This is a genomic window from Bradyrhizobium zhengyangense, assembly GCF_022012555.1.
GTDB lineage: Bacteria > Pseudomonadota > Alphaproteobacteria > Rhizobiales > Xanthobacteraceae > Bradyrhizobium > Bradyrhizobium zhengyangense.
Map to the genome: position 1 here is coordinate 130,292 of NZ_JAKLTZ010000013.1, position 21,310 is coordinate 151,601.

Here is a 21,310-nt window from a genome sequence, read left to right on the forward strand (position 1 = left end):
CCCGTGTGTCCGACGATCGGACCATAGCCCGACGTCGGGAATTGCAGGGACGATAGTGCGATCACATTCAGGCGAACTCTGGGACGCGCTACTTCGACGCGGCAGCAGTCCCATCCGCCGGCAGGCTCGCCAGCAGCGCCTGCAAGGTCGACAGCGTCGAGTGATCGGCAACACCGTCGAGGCGCGCGGGGCGGAAGTGGCGCTGGAAGGCGGTGACGACTTCCATGGTCGATGCGTCGTATTTGCCCGACAGCGGCACGCCATAGCCGTAGCGGGCGAGCGCCTGCTGCAGGCTCAGCACCTCGTCGCTGATGGTGCCGAGCATCAGGGTTTCGCCGCGCACGATCGGCGCCGGCGTCACCCAGTGGCCGACACCGGAATTGGCGAGGGAATGCCAGGGAAATTTTTCGCCGGGATCCTTCTTGCGCGCGGGCGCGACGTCGGAATGGCCGAGCACCCGCTGCGGCGTTACCTTGCGGCGGAGCATGATGCCCCGGCACAGCGCGATCACGGCGGCGATCTGGCGCAGCGGATATTCCGGATAGCCCCAGTCGTGGCCGCGATTGATGATCTCAATCCCGATCGAGCAGGAGTTGATGTCGTCTTCGCCGGCCCAGGACGAGACGCCGGCGTGCCAGGCGCGGCGCGATTCCGGCACGCATTGCACGATGCGGCCGTCCTCCAGCACGACATAATGGGCCGACACTTCGGTGCCGGCCGTGCACAGCCGCGCCAGCGCGCCCTCGACGTCGGGCATGCCGGTGTAGTGCAGCAAGATCATGTCCACCTGCCGTCCCTTGTTGCGGTCGCCGTGATTGGGCGAAGGGATGATGTCGGAGACGATCGACGAATCCGGCTCGAACGTCCGCATGCTCGCTGCGGCCTTTGGAACCGGGAGAACGCGCTGACGCTTCGAATCAGTTCCAGACGGTGTGGACGGACCGGACGACATAAACAGCTCAGAATCGGAGGACGAGTGGGCCAAGCCCTTCTCTTTACTATTTCTTTACTGTCCGGTCCGCGCAATCGCGCAGGTCAGTTAACGCGTGCATTTTGGGCCCAGTGTGTGGACGACGCATCACCACCCAAGCACCTTTTCGAGATGTAATGAGCCGATCAACGCTTTCTTAACGCTAAGCGCCGTTACTGAGAGGTGAAGAGCCGACCCGCGTCCGGAGGCGGCCAAAAGCGCTTTTGGCTCGAAATCCCATGGCAGCCCGACATATTCCGCTGGGAACACCGGGTCTGCCGCCCGGGACGACCGGACGCGGTGCGCTTGCTGAACTGGGGCTTTGTCGTGGAACCGCCGCGACGCGGAGTTATTCGAGGCGTGATGGGCTTGCTCGCCCCCGATTTCACCTGTCCGTCCGACGGGTGCGGCGCATGAGTGATGCGCCGCACATTCCCGTGCTTGGCCGTGAGGCGATCGAGCATCTCGCGCCGCGCCAGGGCGGCATCTACGTCGATGCCACCTTCGGGGTTGGCGGCTACAGCCGCGCCATACTCGATGTACCGGGAACCCGCGTCATCGCGATCGATCGTGATCGCACCGCGATCTCCGGCGGCGCCGAGCTGGTCGCGCGCGCTGGCGGCCGGCTGACGCTGGTCGAAGACCGTTTCTCGAACCTCGCCGAGGTCTGCGCCGCGCAAGGCATCGATGCGGTCGACGGCGTCGTGATGGATGTCGGGGTGTCCTCGATGCAGCTCGACCAGGCCGGCCGCGGCTTCTCGTTCCGTCTCGACGGTCCGCTCGACATGCGGATGGGGCAGACCGGGCCGACGGCCGCCGATGTTGTCGCGCGCGCCTCGGAGAGCGATCTCGCCGACATTATCTATCTCTTCGGCGAAGAACGGCATTCGCGCCGCGTCGCCCGCGCCATCGTTGCCGACCGGCAGGAGACGCCGTTCACCACCACGCGCGCGCTCGCCGATCTCGTCGGACGCGTGGTGCGCTCGAAGCCCGGCGATATTCATCCGGCAACACGAACGTTCCAGGCGCTGCGCATCTTCGTCAACGAAGAGCTCGAAGAGCTCCAGACCGCGCTTGCTTCCGCCGAGCATGTGCTCAAGCCTGGTGGCCGTCTCGTTGTGGTCTCGTTCCACTCGCTTGAAGACCGCATCGTCAAGAATTTCCTTAGCTTGCGTGCCAAGACCGGCGGCGGCTCGCGGCATCTGCCCGAGGTGGCGCAAACAGCGCCGAGCTTCCAGCTTCTGACGCGGCGGCCCGTGATCGCCGGCGAAGAAGAAGTTGCGCACAATCCGCGGGCGCGTTCCGCAAAGCTGCGCGCCGCCGAACGCACTTCGGCGCCGGTGCATGCCGACGACGAGCCATCGTCCTGGCCAAAACTCTCCGACGTGATGAGGGGCGGCTAGCAGATGCGCTTCATCCACCTTCTCGTCATCGGCGCGCTGATTTTCGCGGCGGCCTATGTCTACCGGATCAAGATGGATTCCACCGCGCGCACCGAGAAGGTGCTGCGGCTGCATGCGGAGATCCGCGAGCAGCGCGATGCGATCGCGCAGTTGCGCTCCGAATGGGCCAGGCTCGATGCGCCCTTGCGCCTGCAAGGCCTCGTCGAGCGGCATCTGCCGCTCAAGCCCGTCAACGGCACGCAATATGACTCACTGAAGAACCTGCCCGACCGTCCGCCGCGGATGTTCCGGCCGGGCGAGCCTGATCCGATCGGGTCCATGATCAACACCATCGAAGCCGCGAGCGATCCCGACAGCGTGACGGGCTCGGTGCCGCAGCCCGAGGACAAGCAATGAGCGCTGTTCCGGCCAAACCGACCGAACCGTGGCGCCAGCGTCTGATCCGCAGCCTGCTCTACGGGCGCAATGTCGATCGCGCCGCGAAGGCGCGCGCGCGTGTCGGGCTGGCGATGGTCGCCTTTGCCATGGTCTATGCCCTGATCGGCAGTCGGCTCGTGATGTTCGCGATCGGCGCCGACGCCCATAGTGCGCGCCGCGCCGCCTCGCAGGAAGTGGTCGCGACCGCGCGGCCCGACATCGTCGACCGCAACGGCGCGATCCTCGCGACCGATGTCAAGGCCGCCAGCATGTTCGGCGAGCCGCGCCGCATCATCGACAAGGATGAGGCAATCGAGCTGTTGACCGCGACCGTGCCCGACCTCGACGAGACCGAGGTGCGCGAGCGCCTGTCGTCGCGAAAAGGTTTCGTGTGGCTGAAGCGCGAGATTACGGCGAAGCAGCAGCAGGACATCCACAAGCTCGGCATTCCCGGCATCGGCTTCCTGCGCGAGAACAAGCGGGTCTATCCGACCGGCAACGAAGTCGCCCACCTCATCGGTCTCGTCAATATCGACAACCAGGGCATCGCCGGCATGGAGAAGTGGCTCGACAACCAGGGCCTCGCCGATCTCCACCGCGCCGGTTTTGCGACCGACCGCCTGCAAAAGCCGGTCGAGCTGTCGGTCGATCTGCGCGTCGAGCACGCGTTGCGCGACGAGCTGCTGAAGGCCAAGGAAAAGTTCCACACCAAGGCGGCCTCCGGTCTCGTCACCAATGTCAACACCGGCGAAATCATAGCCATGGTGTCGGTCCCGGATTTCGATCCGAACAATCCCAAGGAAGCCCACGATCCCGATCGCATCAATCGGCTGACCACCGGCGTCTACGAGATGGGCTCGACGTTCAAGGCCTTCACGCTCGCAATGGCGCTCGATACCGGCAAGTACGGCCTCGATTCGATGTGGGATGCGCGCGGGCCGCTGCACTACGGCAAGTTCGCGATCCATGACGACGAGCCGAAGGGGCGCTTCCTGAACATGAAGGAAGTGTTCACCTTCTCCTCCAACGTCGGCGCGGCGCGCATCGCACTGTCGCAGGGCGTAGAAGCCCACAAGGCCTTCCTGCGCAAGATGGGCCAGCTCGAGCGGCTGCGGACCGAATTGCCGGAAAGCGCCTCGCCGATCGTGCCGAAACGCTGGGGCGATCTGAACACCATCACTATCGCCTTCGGCCACGGCATGGCCGTGGCGCCCTTGCAGGCCGTGATGGGCGTCAGCGCGCTGGCCAATGGCGGCCTGTTGATTCCGCCGACCTTCCTCAAGCGCACCGAAGAGGAAGCGCGGGCGATCGCAAAGCGCGTGATCAAGCCCGAGACGTCTGACAAGATGCGGTTCCTGATGCGGCTGAACGCTGAAATCGGCACCGCCAAGAAGGCCAACGTTCCCGGTTACTATATCGGCGGCAAGACCGGTACCGCGGAAAAGGTGGTCAACGGCCGCTACGCCAAGAAGAAGGTGCTGACCGCGTTCACCGCGATCCTGCCGGCCGACAAGCCGAAGTACCAGCTGCTGATCATGCTCGACGAGCCGCAGCCGCTGAAGGAGACCTACGGCTTCATCACCTCGGGCTGGAACGCCGTTCCGACGGCCGGCAACGTCATCACCCGTATCGGGCCGCTGCTCGGCATCGAGCCCCGCTACGACCTGCCGCCCGCGGACCGCCTTATTCTTGCAGCATCCAGGACAACCCAGTAATCAATCGGGTAGGCCGCAGCCGCTGCTGAGTCGGGGATTTTCCCTCAGGATTCGGCTTTTCCGGCGCGGCAACTGGAAGACCATGAAGCTGCGCGACCTCATAGGTCAGGATATTCTGGGCAATGATGCCGCAATCGAGCCCGCCGTTGCGGCGCTCGATGTGACAGGCGTTGCGCTCGACAGCCGGGTGGTCAAGCCAGGCGATCTCTTCTTCGCACTTGCGGGCAGCAAGACCGACGGGGCGCGCTTCATCGACGCGGCCGTTGCGGCCGGTGCTGTGGCCGTGGTTGGGGATCACGCACCCGACGGATGCAAGGTGCCGTTCATCACGGTCGCCAATCCGCGCCGCGCGCTCGCGCTGGCGGCGGCCAGATTTTTCCCGGCACAGCCTGCGACGATCGCGGCGGTGACCGGCACCAGCGGCAAGACCTCGGTGGCCGCGTTCACGCGTCAGATCTGGGAGCGGCTCGGGCATGCTTCGGCCAGCATCGGCACCATCGGCCTCGTCTCGCCCAAGCGCACCGTCTATGGTTCGTTGACCACGCCGGATCCGATCGCGCTGCATCGGCAACTTGATGAGATCGCGCGCGAAGGCGTGACGCATCTTGCGTTCGAGGCGTCCTCGCATGGCCTCGACCAATATCGGCTCGACGGCGTGCGCGTCTGCGCCGGCGGCTTCACCAATCTCACGCGCGACCACATGGATTATCATCCGACTGTTGCGCACTACCTCGCGGCAAAGCTCAGGCTGTTTCGTGAGCTCATTCCATCAGGTGGCGCTGCGGTGATCTCAGCCGATCATGATTGCTCGGCGGAGGCGATCGATGCGGCGAAGACGCGCGGTCTGCGCGTGATGGCGGTAGGACGCTACGGCGATGGGGCCGGCGAGGGCATCCGTCTCGTCGAGGCCACGGTCGAAGGCTTTTCGCAGAAGCTAGCCCTCGAACATCGCGGCAAGCATCACGCGGTGCGGCTGCCGCTGGTCGGCGAATTCCAGATCGAGAACGCGCTGGTCTCGGCCGGCCTTGCGATCGGCACCGGCAGCGATGCTACCAACGTGTTTGCGAGCCTCGAACATCTCGAAGGTGCCAAGGGCCGGCTCGAACGCGTCGGCGAGCGCAATGGCGCCCCTGTTTTCGTCGACTATGCGCACAAGCCCGATGCACTGGCGAAGGCGTTGCAGGCGCTGCGGCCTTACGCCAAACGAAGACTGATCGTCGTGTTCGGCGCGGGCGGCGATCGCGACGCCGGCAAGCGCCCGATCATGGGGCAGGTTGCTGCGGAGAACGCCGATCTCGTCATCATCACCGACGACAATCCGCGTAGCGAGAAGCCGGAAGCCATTCGCGCCGCGATCCTCGCCGCCGCCAGGGGCGCGCGAGAGATCGGCGACCGCGCGGCCGCGATCCGCGCTGCGATCGAGGAGCTCGAAGATGGCGATGCGCTGCTCGTCGCCGGCAAGGGCCACGAGATCGGGCAGATCGTAGGCCACGAGGTCCTGCCGTTCAGTGATCACGAGGCGGTCGCCGCCGCATTAGCAACGAGGGTCGCATGAGCGGGCCATTATGGACGGTTGCCGAGGTGGCGCGTGCACTGGGCGTGTCTGGATCATTCCCTGATACCCCGATCGACTTCGTCACCCAGGACAGCCGCCTGGTGAAGCCCGGCGGCCTGTTCGTGGCGCTATCAGGCACGCCGAGCGGCGGCTTCATCTCGGCCTTCGCCAGTGCGCGCGACGGCTGGGAGTTCGCGGACAAGGCGGAAGCGTCAGGCGCAGTCGCCATGATCGTGCCGCACGAGATCGCGGGCATCCGCATTCCCCAGATCATCGTCAAGGATACGCTGATCGACGGCCTCTGGGGCCTCGCGCGCGCCGCGCGCGCGCGTTTTAAAGGCCCGGTCATCGGCCTCACCGGCAGCGCCGGCAAGACCAGCACCAAGGAATTTCTCGCTGCCTATCCCAATGCCTATGCGAGCCCCTCGAGCTTCAACAATTTCTGGGGCGTGCCGCTGACGCTGTGCAATGCCCGGCCTGACGCCAGCCTTTGGGTCGTCGAGATGGGCATGAACCAGACGGGCGAGATCGCGCGGCTCAGCGAATTGACGCGGCCGACCGTCGCCCTGGTCGTCAACGTCCAGCCGGTGCATCTCGAAAAGCTCGGCTCGCTGGAGGCGATCCGACGCGAAAAAGTGTCGATCGCGCTCGGCCTGCCCGAGAACGGCGTGCTGGTGCTTCCCGCCGGGCTCAAGGCGTCGGAATGGAAGGGCAAGGTGGTGCGCTTCGGCGAGCATGCCGAGGTGCACGAGGTCAAGCACGCGCCGCATGGCGAGAGCTGGCAGGTCGTGGCCGCGATCGGCAGGAAGGAGATTGCCTTCAGCCTGACGCCGGGCGCGCCGCACCGCGTACAGAATGCGCTGGCCGCGCTCGCCTCTGTTCATGCCGCGCATCTCGATGTCGCGACGCTCGCGATCAAGCTCGATCGTGTCGGCATCATGACCGGCCGCGGCGTCGAGCAGGCGGTCGGCGGCGTCACCGTGATCGACGACAGCTTCAACGGCAATCCGGCGAGCGTGGCCGCCGCGCTGCAGAGCCTTCAGGCGCGTAACATGACCGGCGGTCGCCGCATTGCCGTGCTCGGCGACATGCTGGAGCTGGGCGACGATGCCCCGCACTACCACACCGCGCTGGCCTCGCATCTCGACGGCATTGACGGCATCTATTGCGTCGGGCCGCTGATGCGTCACCTCTTCGACACGCTTCCATCAGGCAAGGGGCTCGGCTGGCACGACGATCCCGCCACGCTGAAGGCCAGCGAGGTCGCTAACTTGCTGAAGGCAGGCGATGTCGTTGTTGTCAAGGGCAGCAAGAAGATGTTCTGGGTCAACAAGTTTGTGCCGGGCCTAGTGGCCGCCTTGCAGGCAAAGGCGTAAACTGCTTGGAAGGCGCAGTTCCCGAATCCCACCCTTTGCGGCGCGCCGCCGTCCGGTTTCTTTGAGGTCGCCGACCCCATGATGAAGACCAGAGAAGGTGCGTGAGAGATTGAGGCCTGCGCGAAGGCCGCGTGCGAAAGGCGCCATAGGACCGACTGAATGTTTTACTGGCTGATCGAGCTCTCCAACACATTTCCGAGCTTCGGTGCGGTACGCACCGTATTGAACGTCTTCCGCTACATCACTTTCCGGACCGGCGGTGCGATCGTCACCGGCGCGCTGTTCGTGTTCCTGTTCGGGCCCTGGATCATCGATCACTTGCGCATCCGTCAGGGCAAGGGCCAGCCGATCCGCACCGATGGTCCGCAATCGCATCTGGCCAAGAAGGGCACGCCCACGATGGGCGGGCTGATGATCCTGTCCGGGCTGACGGTCGCCACTGTGCTCTGGTGCAATCCGCTCAATCCTTACGTCTGGATCGTGCTTGCGGTGACGCTCGGCTTCGGCTTCGTCGGCTTCTACGACGATTACCTCAAGGTGACCAAGCAGACCACGAGCGGATTCGGCGGCAAGCTGCGCCTCTTGATCGAGGCCATCATCGCGCTGGTCGCCTGCTACGCGCTGGTGCGGTTGAACCGCGATCCCGCGTCGACCGCGCTGACGATCCCCTTCCTCAAGGACACCGTGCTGCATTTCGGCTGGTTCTTCGTCGTGTTCGGCGCCTTCGTCATCGTCGGGGCCGGCAATGCGGTGAATCTCACCGACGGCCTCGATGGCCTTGCCATCGTGCCCGTGATGATCGCGACCGCGAGCTTTGCGATGATCGCCTATCTCGCCGGCAACGCCGTCTTCGCCGACTATCTCCAGATCAAATATGTCGCGGGCACCGGCGAGCTCGCGGTGCTCTGCGGCGCGCTTATCGGCGCCGGTCTCGGCTTCCTCTGGTTCAACGCGCCGCCGGCCTCGATCTTCATGGGTGACACCGGCTCGCTCGCGCTCGGCGGCATGCTGGGTTCGATCGCAGTCGCGGTGAAGCACGAGATCGTGCTCGCTGTCATCGGTGGCCTGTTCGTGCTGGAGGCGGTCTCGGTGATCGTGCAAGTGGTGTCGTTCAAGCTGACGGGCAAGCGCATCTTCCGCATGGCGCCGATCCACCACCATTTCGAGCAGCTCGGCTGGACCGAGCCGCAGATCGTGATCCGCTTCTGGATCATCTCGGTGATGCTGGCACTCGCCGGTCTCTCCACGCTGAAGCTGCGGTGATGGTCCCGCAATGATCCCCGTCACATCCTTCGCCGGCAAGACGGTCGCGGTGTTCGGCCTCGGCGGCTCGGGGCTCGCCTCCTGCCGTGCGCTGAAGGCCGGCGGCGCCGAGGTGATCGCTGCCGACGACAATGCCGAGAACGTCGCCAAGGCGGCGCAGGCCGGCTTCATCACCGCGGATCTGCGCAATGTTGCCTGGGACAATTTCGCAGCGTTGGTGCTTGCGCCCGGCGTGCCGCTGACCCATCCGGTGCCGCACTGGAGCGCGCTGAAGGCGCGCGAGGCGGGCGTCGAGGTGATCGGCGACATCGAGCTGTTCTGCCGCGAGCGGCGCCGTCACGCCCCGAACGCGCCGTTCGTTGCCATCACCGGTACCAACGGCAAGTCGACAACGACGGCCTTGATCGCGCATCTGACCAAGGTCGCCGGCTACGACACCCAGATGGGCGGCAATATCGGCACCGCGATCCTGTCGCTGGAGCCGCCGCGCACGGGCCGCGTCCATGTCATCGAGATGTCGTCCTATCAGATCGACCTCACGCCCTTGCTCGATCCCTCCGTCGGCATCCTGCTCAATGTCAGCGAGGATCACATCGATCGTCACGGCACCATCGAGCATTACGCTGAAGTGAAGGAGCGCCTGGTTGCGAACGTGCAGGCAGGCGGCACGTCGATCGTCGGCGTCGATGACGGCTATTGCCGCGACATTGCCGATCGGCTCGACCGCGCCGGCAAGAACGTGGTGCGCATCTCCGTCAAGAATCCGCTCGCTTCAGGCATCCATGTCGAGCACGGAACCATCGTGCGCACCTCCGGCGGCGCCCGCAACGAGATCGCCAAGCTTGGCGGCATCGGCTCGCTGCGCGGCCTGCACAACGCGCAGAACGCCGCCTGCGCCGCCGCAGCCGCGCTCGCGATGGGCATCAGCCTCGACGTGCTTCAGAACGGCCTGCGCAGCTTTCCGGGCCTGGCGCACCGGATGGAGCAGGTCGGCCGCCGCGGCAATGTGCTGTTCGTCAACGATTCCAAGGGCACCAACGCCGACGCCACAGCGCATGCGCTGTCGTCCTTCGCGGACATCTTCTGGATCGCCGGCGGCAAGCCCAAGGCGGGCGGCATCACCAGCTTGACCGGTTTCTTCCCGCGCATCCGCAAGGCCTATCTGATCGGCGAGGCCGCGCCGGAGTTTTCCGGCACACTCGGTACGGTCGCGCACGAGATCAGCCAGACGCTGGACGTTGCTGTCGAGCACGCCGCGCGCGACGCGGAAGCATCGGGTCTTGCCGACGCGGTCGTGCTGCTGTCGCCGGCCTGCGCCTCATTCGACCAGTACCGCAACTTCGAGATCCGCGGCACAAAGTTCCGCGAGCTGGTGCAGGCGCTGCCGGGCGTGAAGCCGGCGGTGTGAGCATGTCGCGGCGACGCCGGATCGCAATTGTCGTCGCTGCTCTTGCTATTCCGATGGGTTTTTTGGGTGTCGTCCTCGTTGACAGCCTCATGCACCAATTCGGCGCGTGCCGCGTCGTTCGTCAAAGTGCATTTGCCTCCCCGGGCGGTGGTCAGTTGGTTGTCGTGGTCTGGAAGACCTGCGGAGCAACCGACAGTACGCAAGCCAGCCTCGTGGCGCGCGGCCGGACCTTCTCGCCCGAGGACACACCGACCTTTGTCAGCGTGGCCGGGCATCTCGATGTCGTGGTCGCCTGGAGCAGCGAGCGGTCGGTCAGGATCGGTTTCATTCCAGAGCCAGGCGAGGTCTACAAGCGCGATCAGCGCGCGGGTGACGTCGCGATCAATTATGAGTAAGGCCTCTCGTGTCCCGGACGCGGTGCAGCGCGCGGCTCTGCAGCGCACCGCGCCGCGAAGAGGCGCCGCGCTGCGCGGCGTCCGGGGCACGAGACTCTTCAAAACTTGAACGGTCTATTAACCTCCCGGTAACCAACCTCGGCGACCAATGGACGGACCTCTGTCCGAAAGCGGCCGCCCATGCTCTCCCGTGAAGAACGCACCCCCTTTTCCGAGTGGTGGTGGACCGTCGACAAGCCGCTGTTCGGCGCGATCCTGTTGCTGATGCTGACAGGCGTCATCCTGTCACTGGCGGCGAGCCCATCGGTCGCGACCCGTATCGGCCTCGATCCCTTCCATTTCTTCAGCCGTCACGTGATGTTCCTGGCGCCGTCCTTCATGGTGCTGCTCGGCGTTTCCTTTCTGTCGCCGCGCACGATCCGCCGTTCGGCGCTGATCATCTTCACGCTGAGCATCATCCTGATCGTGGTGACGCTCGCGGTCGGCCCCGAAGTGAAGGGCTCGCGGCGCTGGATCACGCTGCTCGGCATCAATATCCAGGCCTCCGAAATCGCAAAGCCCTCCTTCGTCGTCATCGCGGCCTGGCTGTTCGCGGAATCGACCAAGCGGCCGGAGATGCCGGCGACCTCAATGGCACTTGTACTGCTGCTGATGCTCGTCTCCCTGCTGGTGATGGAGCCGGACTTCGGCCAGACCATGCTGATCCTGATGGTGTGGGGCTCGCTGTTCTTCATCGCGGGCATGCGCATGATCTGGGTGTTTGGCCTTGCCGGCCTCGGCGCGGCCGGCCTGTTCAGCGCCTATCTGTTCGTCCCGCACGTCGCCGGCCGCATCAAGCGCTTCATGAATCCGGCTTCAGGTGACACCTTCCAGGTCGATACCGCGATGGAGGCTTTCTACAACGGCGGCTGGTTCGGCTTGGGACCGGGCGAGGGAATTGCAAAACGCAGCCTGCCTGACAGTCACACCGACTTCGTGTTCGCGGTTGCCGCCGAAGAGTTCGGCATTATCCTGTGCCTCGCCATGCTGGCGCTGTTTGCCTTCGTCGTGATCCGCACGCTGTCGCGCGCCTATGCCAATGAGGACATGTTCTCGCGCTTTGCGGCCTCTGGGCTAGCGATCCTGTTCGGCGTGCAGGCGGCGATCAACATGTCGGTCAACCTCCAGCTCATTCCCGCCAAGGGCATGACGCTGCCGTTCATCTCCTACGGCGGTTCCTCAATCGTGTCGCTCTCCTATGGCGTCGGCATGATGCTGGCCCTGACGCGCCTGCGCCCGCGCACCGAGGTCGAGGCCAGCGGCCACGCCGAGGCGATGCGCAGCTACGCGTAAGCCGTTATTGCGAGGAGCTCGTGACAAAATTGCAGAGCAATTTTGCACTGAAGCGACGAAGCAATCCAGACTATCCCCGTGAAGCGATTCTGGATTGCTTCGCTTCGCTCGCAATGACGGGAAAGACCTTGTAAAAGGCATCGTCATGGACACCTCCCCCTTGATTCTTCTCGCCGCGGGCGGCACCGGCGGCCATCTGTTTCCGGCCGAGGCGCTCGGCGTCCAATTGATCCGGCGCGGCTTTCGCGTGCGTCTCGTCACCGACGAGCGCGCGCTGCGCTATAGCGGGTTGTTCAGCAAGGACATGATCGACGTTGTCGCGAGCGAGACCGCGCGCGGCCGCAATCCATTGCAACTCGTCTATGCCGGCCTCACGCTCGCGACCGGCACGCTCTCTGCCTACCGGCTGATCAAGCGGCTGAAGCCCGCTGCTGTCGTCGGCTTCGGCGGTTACCCGACCTTGCCGCCATTGGTTGCGGCAAAGTTCGCGGGCGTGCCTGGGATCATCCACGAGGCCAATGCCGTGCTTGGCCGCGCCAACCGTTTCCTGTCGAGCCGCGTCCAGGCCATCGCAACGTCGTTGCCGGGCGTGCTCGACCGCGATCCTGCGCTCGCGGGCAAGACCACGACGGTCGGCACGCCGATGCGTCCCGCGGTCCTTGCGGCCGCCGCCGTGCCCTATGCCGCACCGGAAGTGAACGGACCGCTGCGTCTGCTCGTTGTCGGCGGCAGCCAGGGCGCACGCATCATGGCCGACATTGTGCCCGATGCGATCGAGCGGCTCGAGCCCGCGCTGTGGGGGCGGCTCGTCCTCACCCAGCAGGTCCGCGACGAGGACATGACGCGCGTGCGCGCGGTCTACGACAAGCTCAAGATCAAGGTGGAGCTCGCGCCTTTCTTCACCGATCTGCCGGCGCGTCTCGCCTCCAACCATTTGATCGTGTCGCGTTCCGGCGCGGGCACTGTGGCCGAATTGGCCGCGATCGGGCGGCCCTCGATCCTGGTGCCGTTGCCGGGCTCGATCGACCAGGACCAGTTCGCCAATGCGGGCGTGCTGGCCAAGGTCGACGGCGCGGTTCGTATTCCGCAGACCGAATTTACCTCCGATCGGCTCGCCTCGGAGATCTCCGCCTTTGCCGCCGAGCCGGCGCGCCTTGCCGCCATGGCTGCCGCGGCGAAAGCGGCAGGCCGGCTCGACGCCGCCGAGCGGCTGGCCGATCTCGTGGTCAAAGTCGCGGGAATCTGACGCGAAAAAGCCCTTGTCTTCGTCTTCCAAAGCGGGGCATCCAGTAAGGACGGCGCGGCTGATTTGGCCGTGATCCAGACGCCGCCTGCGCAAGGCGGCGAGGTCAGGGAACAGAGCATGAGACTGCCGCGCGAGATCGGACCCATCCACTTCGTCGGGATCGGCGGGATCGGCATGAGCGGCATCGCCGAGGTGCTGGTCAATCTCGGCTATGCCGTGCAGGGCTCGGACGCCTCCGACAATTACAATCTCGACCGCCTGCGCAAGAAGGGCGCAAAGGTCTCGGTCGGCCATAAGGCCGAGAATGTCGATGGCGCCGAGGTCGTGGTCGTCTCCACCGCGATCAAGCGCGACAATCCGGAACTGATGGCGGCGCGCGAGCGTCGCATTCCCGTGGTGCGCCGCGCCGAGATGCTGGCCGAGCTGATGCGGCTGAAGAGCTGCGTCGCAATTGCCGGCACGCATGGCAAAACCACGACGACCACCATGGTCGCAACGCTGCTCGATGCCGGAGGGCTCGATCCGACCGTCATCAACGGCGGCATCATCAACGCCTACGGCTCCAACGCGCGTCTGGGGGCCGGCGACTGGATGGTGGTGGAAGCCGACGAGAGCGACGGCACGTTCTTGAAGCTGCCGACGGATGTCGCGATCGTCACCAATGTCGACCCCGAGCATCTCGATCACTTCAAGACGTTCGATGCCGTGCAGGATGCGTTCCGCCATTTCGTCGAGAACCTGCCGTTCTACGGCTTTGCCGTGATGTGCATCGATCATCCCGTGGTGCAGACCATCGTCGGCAAGATCGAGGATCGGCGTATCATCACGTATGGCGAGAATCCGCAGGCCGACGTGCGGCTGCTCGATCTCGCCCCGATGGGTGGCGGCTCGAAATTCAAGGTCGCATTCCGCGATCGCAAGACCGGCGCCGTGCCCGAGATCGCCGATCTCATGCTGCCGATGCCGGGTCGCCACAATGCCTCCAACGCGACGGCCGCAATCGCGGTTGCGCGCGAGCTCGGCGTGTCGGACGATGCGATCCGTAAAGCCATCGCCGGCTTCGGCGGCGTCAAGCGCCGCTTCACCAAAACAGGCGAGTGGAACGGCGTCACGGTGATCGACGATTACGGCCATCACCCCGTCGAGATCGCGGCGGTGCTGAAGGCGGCGCGGGAATCCACCAACGGCAAGATCATCGCCGTGGTGCAGCCGCATCGCTACACCCGCCTGCAATCGCTGTTCGAGGAATTCTGCACCTGCTTCAACGATGCCGATGCGGTTGTTGTCGCCGACGTCTATGCCGCGGGCGAGACGCCGATCGACGGCATCGACCGCGAGCATTTCGTCGCGGGCCTGCGCGCGCATGGCCATCGCGAGGTGATCCCGCTGCCGGCAGCGACGGAGCTTCCGGGCATCGTCAAAGGGCTCGCCAAGTCGGGCGATCTGGTCGTGTGTCTCGGCGCCGGCAACATCACGCAATGGGCCTATGCGCTGCCGGATCAGTTGAAGGCGCTGGGGTAGAGCAGTGAGCTTCCCCGACATCACCCCCTCACTCAAAGCCGCGATGCCAGACTTGCGCGGTCGGTTGCTTGCGAACCAGTCGCTGGCCGAGCTGACCTGGTTTCGCGTCGGCGGGCCGGCGCAGGTGCTGTTCACGCCGGCGGATGAGGACGATCTCGCTTATTTCCTCGCGCATCTCGCCAGCGACGTCCCGGTCTATGTCGTCGGCGTCGGCTCCAACCTGATCGTGCGCGACGGCGGCATTGCGGGCGTGGTGATCCGGCTGGCGCCGCGCGCTTTCGGTGAGGCGACGGCGAGTGGGGATGTCGTCACCGCAGGGGCGGCCGCGCTCGACAAGCGCGTCGCGGAGGTCGCGGCTGGCGCCAATATCGGTGGGCTCGAATTCTACTTCGGCATTCCCGGTACCATCGGCGGCGCACTGCGGATGAATGCGGGCGCCAATGGCGGCGAGACCAAGGACGTGCTGGTCGAGGCGCGCGGGGTCGGGCGCGACGGCACCAAGCACGTCTTCTCCAACGCCGATATGAAGTTCGTCTACCGCAGCAGCGGTGTCGATCCCTCGATCATCTTTACGTCCGCACGCTTTCGCGGCGAGATCAGGGATGCGGAGGCGATCCGCGCGCGGATGGCGGAGGTGCAGACCCACCGCGAGACCGCGCAGCCGATCCGCGAAAAGACCGGCGGATCGACGTTCAAGAATCCGCCGGGCCATTCCGCCTGGAAACTTGTCGATGCTGCCGGCTGCCGTGGTTTGCGGGTCGGTGGTGCCCAGGTGTCCGAGATGCACTGCAACTTCCTGATCAACACGGGCGAGGCCACCGCGCACGACATCGAGACGCTCGGCGAGACCGTGCGCGAACGCGTGAAGGCAAATTCCGGAATCGAGCTGCACTGGGAAATCAAGCGGATCGGGGGTTCCGCGTGAGCGTCATTCCGGGGGCACGAAGCGCAACCCGGAATCCCGAGATTCTCAGGTGCGCAAGTGCGAACCATAGTTCGATGCTGCGCATCGCTCCGGAATGACGAACATAGACAGGTGACGGACCAAAAAACATGCGCATCACCATCCTCTTCGGCGGCTCCAATCGCGAACGTCTGGTTTCGGTCGCTTCAGCCCAGGCGCTGCACCAGGCTCTGCCCGAGGCAGATCTCTGGTTCTGGGACGTCGAGGACAAGGTGCATGTCGTGCAATCGAAGCAACTGCTCGAACATGTCAGGCCGTTCGAAGACGAGTTCAAGCCAGGAACGCGTGGCATTCCGCTGGCGCAAGCGCTCGACCAGGCCAAGGCGGAAGATCGCGTGCTGGTGCTGAGCCTGCATGGCGGCTGCGCCGAGAACGGCGAATTGCAGCTGATGTGCGAGACGCGCGGCGTGCCGTTCACCGGCTCCGGCTCGGCCTCCTCCCATCTTGCCTTCGACAAGATCGCGGCCAAGCGCTTTGCCGCGCTCGGCGGCGTGACGCCGCCTGTGGGCATTGCGCTCGAGGATATCGATGATGCTTTCGCCGACCATGGAAGGCTGATCGCAAAGCCGGCGCGCGACGGCTCGAGCTACGGCCTGATCTTCGTCAACGCGAAGCAGGATCTCATCGCCGTTCGCAACGCCGCCAAGCACGAAGAGTATGTGATCGAGCCCTACATCGCGGGCATCGAGGCGACCTGCGGCGTGCTGGAGCGGCTGGATGGATCGATCGTCTCGCTGCCGCCGATCGAGATCATTCCGGGCGAGGGCAATTTCGACTACGCCGCCAAATATCTGCTGTCGACGACCCAGGAGATCTGCCCCGGCCGCTTCACGCCCGAAATCACCGCCGCGCTCAAGACCCAGGCGATGCTGGCGCACCGGGCGATGTCCTGCACCGGCTATTCCCGCTCCGACTTCATCGTCTCGGAGAAGGGGCTGGTCTATCTCGAAACCAACACGCTGCCCGGGCTGACCAAGTCCTCGCTCTACCCCAAGGCGCTGAAAGCCGAGGGCATCGCCTTCGTCGACTTCCTCCGCGGCCTGATCGAGCTCGCCGAGCGGCGGGTGCGGAAATAGTTAGGATTGGTTAACGGCCGAACCGGCAAAAACGCCCGGTTTGGTGGCCAAAACCGGTAAAATGCCGGGGATCGTGGCATAAACGCCTCACAAGGTTGGGCAAAAAGCACGCCGCGTTAACGAACTTTACCTTTTGTTTACCAGGACGTCCGAAGGTTAACGCTGGCGGCGCATATGGCGTTTGGGCTGCCGGCGCGTGAACCGTTTCGGATTGTTCCCGATCGGCGAACGCTTTGAAGGGGAGCGGTTTCTTCTGCTGAAGACCATCACCCGGCCCGGCACGTCCGAGACGTCATGTTCGCCAGGACCCACGCGATGTCGTGGGCAAACTGTTGACGAGCTCGTGCAATGGATGGAGCAGGAAGCCTCACCCGATCGTTTATGAGATCGCTGAGGCCCCAAGCTGACCTGAAGGCGGCCGCTATCGGAGCGGTCGTGCTTCTGCGCGAGTGGGTGCAGGAGAAGCGTGCTGAGAAGCGCGCCGCCAGCAAGCAGAAAATCAAGGCCAAGGCTGTCGTCGAGCGCGAGCCGCCGCCGCGCCTGGTGGCGCTGGTCGAGCGCTATCTGCCGCGCCGGGTCGGGATCACGATGACGGTGCTGCTGCTGATCGGCAGTTGCGGCCTCGGCATCGTCAAGGGCGGCCATCTCCAGGATTTCATCACCGCGGTCAGCGACGCGCGCAACGCGATGGCCAATTCGGCCGGCTTCCGCATCACCTCGGTCGTGATCAACGGCCGCAAGCAGCTCAGCCAGGACGAGATCCTCGCGATCGGTGGGGTCAGCGGCCGCTCCTCGCTGTTGTTCCTCGATGCCGACGACGTCCGCGACAAGCTCAAGGCCAATCCCTGGATTGCGGACGCGACCGTGCTGAAGCTCTACCCGGGCCAGCTCATGATCGAGATCACCGAGCGCAAGGCCTTCGCGCTGTGGCAGGAGGCCGGCCGGCTCTCCGTCATCGCCGACGACGGCGCGCTGCTCGAGCCCTATGTCTCGCGCCGGTTCCTGTCCCTGCCGCTCGTGGTCGGCAAGGGCGCCGACACCCAGGCCCGCGACTTCCTGGCGCTGCTGGCGCGCTATCCGCAGGTGAATTCGGTGACTAAGGCCGCGATCTATGTCGGTGAGCGGCGCTGGAACCTGAGGTTGAAGGACGGCCTCGACGTCCGCCTGCCGGAGCAGGACGTCGGCAACGCACTCGCCGCGCTTTCCAAGCTCGACAAGGATGAGAGGCTGTTCTCGAAGGACATCGTCGCGATCGACATGCGCCTGCCCGACCGTCTGGTGGTGCAGCTGTCCGATGACGCCGCCAAGGCGCGCGAGGATCTGTTCAAGGACAAGAAGAAAAAGAAGGCCGGGGACGCCGCATGACCGGTCTTGATCGCACCCAGACGCCGAAGACGCGCCCGATCTCGCACAAGCGCGGCGGCCTTGTTGCCTGCCTCGACATCGGCACCAGCAAGATCGCCTGCATGATCGCGCGGCTGAAGCCGTCGGCGCCGAGCGAAGCCCTGCAAGGCCGCACCCATGCGGTGGAACTGATCGGTTACAGCCAGATCCAGTCGCGCGGCATGAAGGCCGGCGCGGTGGTCGATCTCGCCGAATGCGAGCAGGCGGTGCGCCAAGCCGTAGGGCTTGCCGAGAAAATGGCGAAAGTACGCGTCGAGTCCGTGCTGCTGTCCGTTTCCGGCGGCAGGCTCTCCGGCCAGCTGGTCGAAGCTGCCGCCGATATCCGCGGCGGCGCGGTCACGCCGGCCGATGTCAGCCGCGTGACCTCCACCGGCATGCGCCACGCCACCGGCGAGGGCCGCACCGTGCTGCATGCGCTGCCGGTCGGTTACACGCTCGACGGCGTCAAGGGCATCCGCGATCCCCGCGGCATGGTCGCGCATCAGTTCGGCGTCGACATGAATGTCGTCACCTGCGACGCCACCGTGGCGCGGAATCTGATGCTGGCGGTGGAACGCTGCCACATCAATGTCGAAGCCATGGCAGCGAGCCCATATGTGGCCGGCCTGTCGGTGCTGACCGACGACGAGGCCGATCTCGGCGCCGCCGTGATCGAGATGGGCGCGGGCACCACCACGATCGCGGTCTATTCCGGCGGCCGCTTCGTGCACGCGGCCGGATTTGCGGTCGGCGGGCAACACATCACGATGGATCTTGCGCGCGGACTCTCGGCGACCATTGCCGATGCCGAGCGAATCAAGACGTTATACGGCACCGTTATCACCGGTGGATCGGACTCGCGTGAGCTGATGTCTGTACCGACAGCCGGTGACGATCAGGATCTGCCGCAGATCGTTTCGCGCGCCACCATCGCCAACATCGTCAAGCATCGTGCCGAGGAAGTCTTCGAAATGGTTCGGGACAAGCTGAAGGATTCGCCCTTCGCGGCAGAGCCCAAAGGCCGTGTCGTGCTCTCGGGCGGCGCCTCGCAGCTCACCGGCCTCGTCGAGCTTGGAACGCAAATTCTCGGCCGGCCCGTGCGGGTCGGACGTCCGCTCGGTTTTGGCCGGCTGCCCAACGAGGCGAAGAACGCCGCGTTCGCGGTGCCGGCCGGACTTCTCGTCTACCCGCAATATGTTCACCTCGAACATGTCGAACCGCGGCATACGCGGCAGCAGGTCAAGACAGGGACCGGCGGTTATTTCGGAAAGGTCGGACGATGGCTACGCGAGGGCTTTTGATGACCCATTTCCGCAAATGTCTGATTTCACCAACTCCCGCGGCCGCAGGCCGGGGCGAACCCACGCGCGCGTGATCGAGAGGCAAACATGACCATCAGCATCAACGTTCCTGATATTCACGAGTTGAAGCCCCGCATCACCGTGTTCGGCGTCGGCGGCGCCGGTGGCAACGCCGTCAACAACATGATCACGGCGGGCCTTCAGGGCGTCGACTTCGTGGTCGCCAACACCGACGCGCAGGCGCTGACGATGTCGAAGGCACAGCGCATCGTGCAGATGGGCACCGCGGTGACGCAAGGGCTCGGCGCGGGTTCGCAGCCGAACGTCGGCGCGGCGGCTGCTGAAGAAGTGATCGACGAGCTGCGCGACCATCTCTCTGGCGCCAACATGGTGTTCGTCACCGCCGGCATGGGCGGCGGCACCGGCACCGGCGCAGCTCCCGTCATCGCCAAGACCGCGCGCGACATGGGCATCCTCACCGTCGGCGTCGTGACCAAGCCGTTCCACTTCGAGGGCGGCCGCCGCATGCGCACCGCGGAAGCCGGCATCAACGAGCTGCACAAGGTCGTCGACACGCTGCTGATCATCCCGAACCAGAACCTGTTCCGGGTCGCCAACGAGAAGACCACCTTCGCCGACGCCTTCGCGATGGCCGACCAGGTGCTCTACTCGGGCGTCGCCTGCATCACCGATCTGATGGTCAAGGAAGGCCTGATCAACCTCGACTTCGCCGACGTCCGCGCCGTCATGCGCGAGATGGGCAAGGCGATGATGGGCACCGGCGAGGCCTCCGGCGACAAGCGCGCGCTGACCGCCGCGGAAGCCGCGATCGCCAATCCGCTGATCGATGATTCGTCGATGAAGGGTGCCAAGGGCCTCCTGATCTCGATCACCGGCGGCAAGGACCTGACCCTGTTCGAGGTCGACGAAGCCGCGACCCGCATCCGCGAGGAAGTCGACCAGGACGCCAACATCATCGTCGGCGCGACCTTCGACGAAGCGCTCGACGGCCTGATCCGCGTCTCGGTCGTTGCCACCGGCATCGAGCAGGCCGCGATCGCCCGCAACAGCCAGGCGACCTCGGCTCCGGTCGCGAACGCCGCGCCGCAGCAGGTGCAGCAGGCTCCCGCGGCTCCGGCCGCTGCCGCCGAGAGCCGTCTCGCCGACCTGACCGCGCGCCTGCGCGCCGACAATCAGCGCCTGGCCGAGCGTGCCCAGAAGATGGAGGCGCAGATCCCGGCCGCCGCACCGGTCGCGGCTGCGCCCGCCGCCCGTCCCAATGTCGAGCGTGCTGCGCTCGCCGCCATTGCAGCGGCCGTTTCCGAAGTCCCGCCCGCGCCGCAGACTTACGGCGACGTCACCGTGCGTCCGATCGCGCAGAAGCCCACCCTGTTTCCGGAACCTGAGCAGGCCCCGCTTGCCATCCAGGAGCCGATGACGCCGGAAACCTTCATCCCGCCGCAGGCCGAGCGCGCCCCGGCTCGCGCGCCCCGGATGCCGCGCCTCGACGAGCTGCCGATGCCGGCCCAGGCCGAGCTTCGTCAGGCTCGTGGCGAGGTGGAAGAAGAGACTCCCCAGAAGACCCGCCTGTCGCTGCTCCAGCGCCTCGCCAATGTTGGCCTCGGCCGTCGCGACGAGGAAACCGAGGCGCCGATCGCGGCTCGCACCGCTGGCCCCGCCATGCCGGCGTTGCCCGAGCGCAAGCCGCAGCGGTCGGTAGCGCAGCAGATCGCTGCCAACGAGCCGGTCTCGGAGTATGCCCGCCGGCCCGCGCCGCAGGGACTCGACGCCCATGGCCGCCCGGCACCTGTTGCGCCGACGCCACAGGGAGACGACCATCTTGATATCCCGGCCTTCCTGCGGCGGCAGGCGACCTGAGAATTGTTACAATAAGGCAGACGCAAAAAGGCCCCGGCGGGATGCTCGCCGGGGCCTTTTCCTATTCCCCGTGCATATCCGGATTGCACGTTCAAGCAACTGATTTT

At 65.4% G+C, this 21,310-nt stretch carries 17 protein-coding genes; 16 read left to right on the forward strand and 1 reads right to left on the reverse strand.

Annotated features, from left to right (window positions below; translation table 11 throughout):
- Positions 1-88: 88 nt before the first annotated feature.
- A complete protein-coding gene (locus tag L6639_RS33710; RefSeq protein ID WP_237865917.1) occupies positions 89-871 on the reverse strand; it encodes an N-acetylmuramoyl-L-alanine amidase in 783 nt (260 codons plus the stop codon).
- A 512-nt stretch (positions 872-1,383) separates the two neighbouring features.
- On the opposite strand from L6639_RS33710, the gene rsmH reads away from it, so the two are divergent.
- The 16 genes from rsmH to ftsZ all read left to right on the forward strand — a co-directional run bounded on the left by rsmH (position 1,384) and on the right by ftsZ (position 21,203).
- Positions 1,384-2,373, forward strand: coding sequence for a 16S rRNA (cytosine(1402)-N(4))-methyltransferase RsmH (rsmH, locus tag L6639_RS33715; RefSeq protein ID WP_237865918.1), 990 nt, complete (start codon positions 1,384-1,386; stop codon positions 2,371-2,373).
- A 3-nt stretch (positions 2,374-2,376) separates the two neighbouring features.
- Positions 2,377-2,769: a cell division protein FtsL gene (gene ftsL / locus L6639_RS33720; protein ID WP_237865919.1), complete on the forward strand. Its 393-nt coding sequence runs from the start codon at positions 2,377-2,379 to the stop codon at positions 2,767-2,769.
- Positions 2,766-4,505 carry a peptidoglycan D,D-transpeptidase FtsI family protein gene (locus L6639_RS33725; RefSeq protein WP_237865920.1) on the forward strand — a complete coding sequence of 580 codons (1,740 nt, stop codon included), beginning with the start codon at positions 2,766-2,768 and terminating at the stop codon, positions 4,503-4,505. The genes ftsL and L6639_RS33725 overlap by 4 nt, the downstream gene beginning before the upstream one ends.
- Before the next feature lie 82 nt (positions 4,506-4,587).
- Entirely contained in the window at positions 4,588-6,060 is a 1,473-nt protein-coding gene (locus tag L6639_RS33730; RefSeq protein ID WP_237865921.1) for a UDP-N-acetylmuramoyl-L-alanyl-D-glutamate--2,6-diaminopimelate ligase, read from the forward strand.
- Positions 6,057-7,436, forward strand: coding sequence for a UDP-N-acetylmuramoyl-tripeptide--D-alanyl-D-alanine ligase (locus L6639_RS33735; RefSeq protein WP_237865922.1), 1,380 nt, complete (start codon positions 6,057-6,059; stop codon positions 7,434-7,436). Before L6639_RS33730 ends, L6639_RS33735 begins: the two co-directional genes overlap by 4 nt.
- 159 nt (positions 7,437-7,595) lie before the next feature.
- Positions 7,596-8,699, forward strand: a complete 1,104-nt coding sequence (mraY, locus tag L6639_RS33740) for a phospho-N-acetylmuramoyl-pentapeptide-transferase (RefSeq protein WP_237865923.1) — start codon at positions 7,596-7,598, stop codon at positions 8,697-8,699.
- Between the two features lie 10 nt (positions 8,700-8,709).
- Positions 8,710-10,107, forward strand: coding sequence for a UDP-N-acetylmuramoyl-L-alanine--D-glutamate ligase (gene murD / locus L6639_RS33745; protein WP_237865924.1), 1,398 nt, complete (start codon positions 8,710-8,712; stop codon positions 10,105-10,107).
- Between the two features lie 2 nt (positions 10,108-10,109).
- Positions 10,110-10,502, forward strand: coding sequence for a hypothetical protein (locus L6639_RS33750; protein ID WP_237865925.1), 393 nt, complete (start codon positions 10,110-10,112; stop codon positions 10,500-10,502).
- A gap of 180 nt (positions 10,503-10,682) precedes the next feature.
- Positions 10,683-11,834, forward strand: a complete 1,152-nt coding sequence (ftsW, locus tag L6639_RS33755) for a putative lipid II flippase FtsW (RefSeq protein WP_237865926.1) — start codon at positions 10,683-10,685, stop codon at positions 11,832-11,834.
- Between the two features lie 145 nt (positions 11,835-11,979).
- A complete protein-coding gene (murG, locus tag L6639_RS33760) occupies positions 11,980-13,080 on the forward strand; it encodes an undecaprenyldiphospho-muramoylpentapeptide beta-N-acetylglucosaminyltransferase (RefSeq protein WP_237865927.1) in 1,101 nt (366 codons plus the stop codon).
- A 117-nt stretch (positions 13,081-13,197) separates the two neighbouring features.
- Positions 13,198-14,601, forward strand: coding sequence for a UDP-N-acetylmuramate--L-alanine ligase (gene murC / locus L6639_RS33765; protein WP_237865928.1), 1,404 nt, complete (start codon positions 13,198-13,200; stop codon positions 14,599-14,601).
- Between the two features lie 4 nt (positions 14,602-14,605).
- Positions 14,606-15,526, forward strand: a complete 921-nt coding sequence (murB, locus tag L6639_RS33770; protein WP_237865929.1) for a UDP-N-acetylmuramate dehydrogenase — start codon at positions 14,606-14,608, stop codon at positions 15,524-15,526.
- 128 nt (positions 15,527-15,654) lie between these two features.
- Positions 15,655-16,641 (forward strand): D-alanine--D-alanine ligase family protein, encoded by a 987-nt coding sequence (locus L6639_RS33775; RefSeq protein ID WP_237865930.1) that lies wholly within the window; start codon positions 15,655-15,657, stop codon positions 16,639-16,641.
- Between the two features lie 348 nt (positions 16,642-16,989).
- Positions 16,990-18,006 carry a cell division protein FtsQ/DivIB gene (locus L6639_RS33780; protein WP_237865931.1) on the forward strand — a complete coding sequence of 339 codons (1,017 nt, stop codon included), beginning with the start codon at positions 16,990-16,992 and terminating at the stop codon, positions 18,004-18,006.
- Positions 18,003-19,325, forward strand: a complete 1,323-nt coding sequence (ftsA, locus tag L6639_RS33785) for a cell division protein FtsA (RefSeq protein ID WP_237865932.1) — start codon at positions 18,003-18,005, stop codon at positions 19,323-19,325. The genes L6639_RS33780 and ftsA overlap by 4 nt, the downstream gene beginning before the upstream one ends.
- Positions 19,326-19,412: 87 nt before the next feature.
- Positions 19,413-21,203 carry a cell division protein FtsZ gene (ftsZ, locus tag L6639_RS33790; protein ID WP_237865933.1) on the forward strand — a complete coding sequence of 597 codons (1,791 nt, stop codon included), beginning with the start codon at positions 19,413-19,415 and terminating at the stop codon, positions 21,201-21,203.
- Positions 21,204-21,310 lie beyond the last annotated feature (107 nt).

What these genes read in the sequence shown, in the direction of transcription:
- L6639_RS33710 (WP_237865917.1), bottom strand. Translation starts at nt 871, where the DNA reads ATGCGGACGTTCGAGCCGGATTCGTCGATCGTCTCCGACATCATCCCT.
- rsmH (WP_237865918.1), top strand. Translation starts at nt 1,384, where the DNA reads ATGAGTGATGCGCCGCACATTCCCGTGCTTGGCCGTGAGGCGATCGAG.
- ftsL (WP_237865919.1), top strand. Translation starts at nt 2,377, where the DNA reads ATGCGCTTCATCCACCTTCTCGTCATCGGCGCGCTGATTTTCGCGGCG.
- L6639_RS33725 (WP_237865920.1), top strand. Translation starts at nt 2,766, where the DNA reads ATGAGCGCTGTTCCGGCCAAACCGACCGAACCGTGGCGCCAGCGTCTG.
- L6639_RS33730 (WP_237865921.1), top strand. Translation starts at nt 4,588, where the DNA reads ATGAAGCTGCGCGACCTCATAGGTCAGGATATTCTGGGCAATGATGCC.
- L6639_RS33735 (WP_237865922.1), top strand. Translation starts at nt 6,057, where the DNA reads ATGAGCGGGCCATTATGGACGGTTGCCGAGGTGGCGCGTGCACTGGGC.
- mraY (WP_237865923.1), top strand. Translation starts at nt 7,596, where the DNA reads ATGTTTTACTGGCTGATCGAGCTCTCCAACACATTTCCGAGCTTCGGT.
- murD (WP_237865924.1), top strand. Translation starts at nt 8,710, where the DNA reads ATGATCCCCGTCACATCCTTCGCCGGCAAGACGGTCGCGGTGTTCGGC.
- L6639_RS33750 (WP_237865925.1), top strand. Translation starts at nt 10,110, where the DNA reads ATGTCGCGGCGACGCCGGATCGCAATTGTCGTCGCTGCTCTTGCTATT.
- ftsW (WP_237865926.1), top strand. Translation starts at nt 10,683, where the DNA reads ATGCTCTCCCGTGAAGAACGCACCCCCTTTTCCGAGTGGTGGTGGACC.
- murG (WP_237865927.1), top strand. Translation starts at nt 11,980, where the DNA reads ATGGACACCTCCCCCTTGATTCTTCTCGCCGCGGGCGGCACCGGCGGC.
- murC (WP_237865928.1), top strand. Translation starts at nt 13,198, where the DNA reads ATGAGACTGCCGCGCGAGATCGGACCCATCCACTTCGTCGGGATCGGC.
- L6639_RS33775 (WP_237865930.1), top strand. Translation starts at nt 15,655, where the DNA reads ATGCGCATCACCATCCTCTTCGGCGGCTCCAATCGCGAACGTCTGGTT.
- L6639_RS33780 (WP_237865931.1), top strand. Translation starts at nt 16,990, where the DNA reads ATGGATGGAGCAGGAAGCCTCACCCGATCGTTTATGAGATCGCTGAGG.
- ftsA (WP_237865932.1), top strand. Translation starts at nt 18,003, where the DNA reads ATGACCGGTCTTGATCGCACCCAGACGCCGAAGACGCGCCCGATCTCG.
- ftsZ (WP_237865933.1), top strand. Translation starts at nt 19,413, where the DNA reads ATGACCATCAGCATCAACGTTCCTGATATTCACGAGTTGAAGCCCCGC.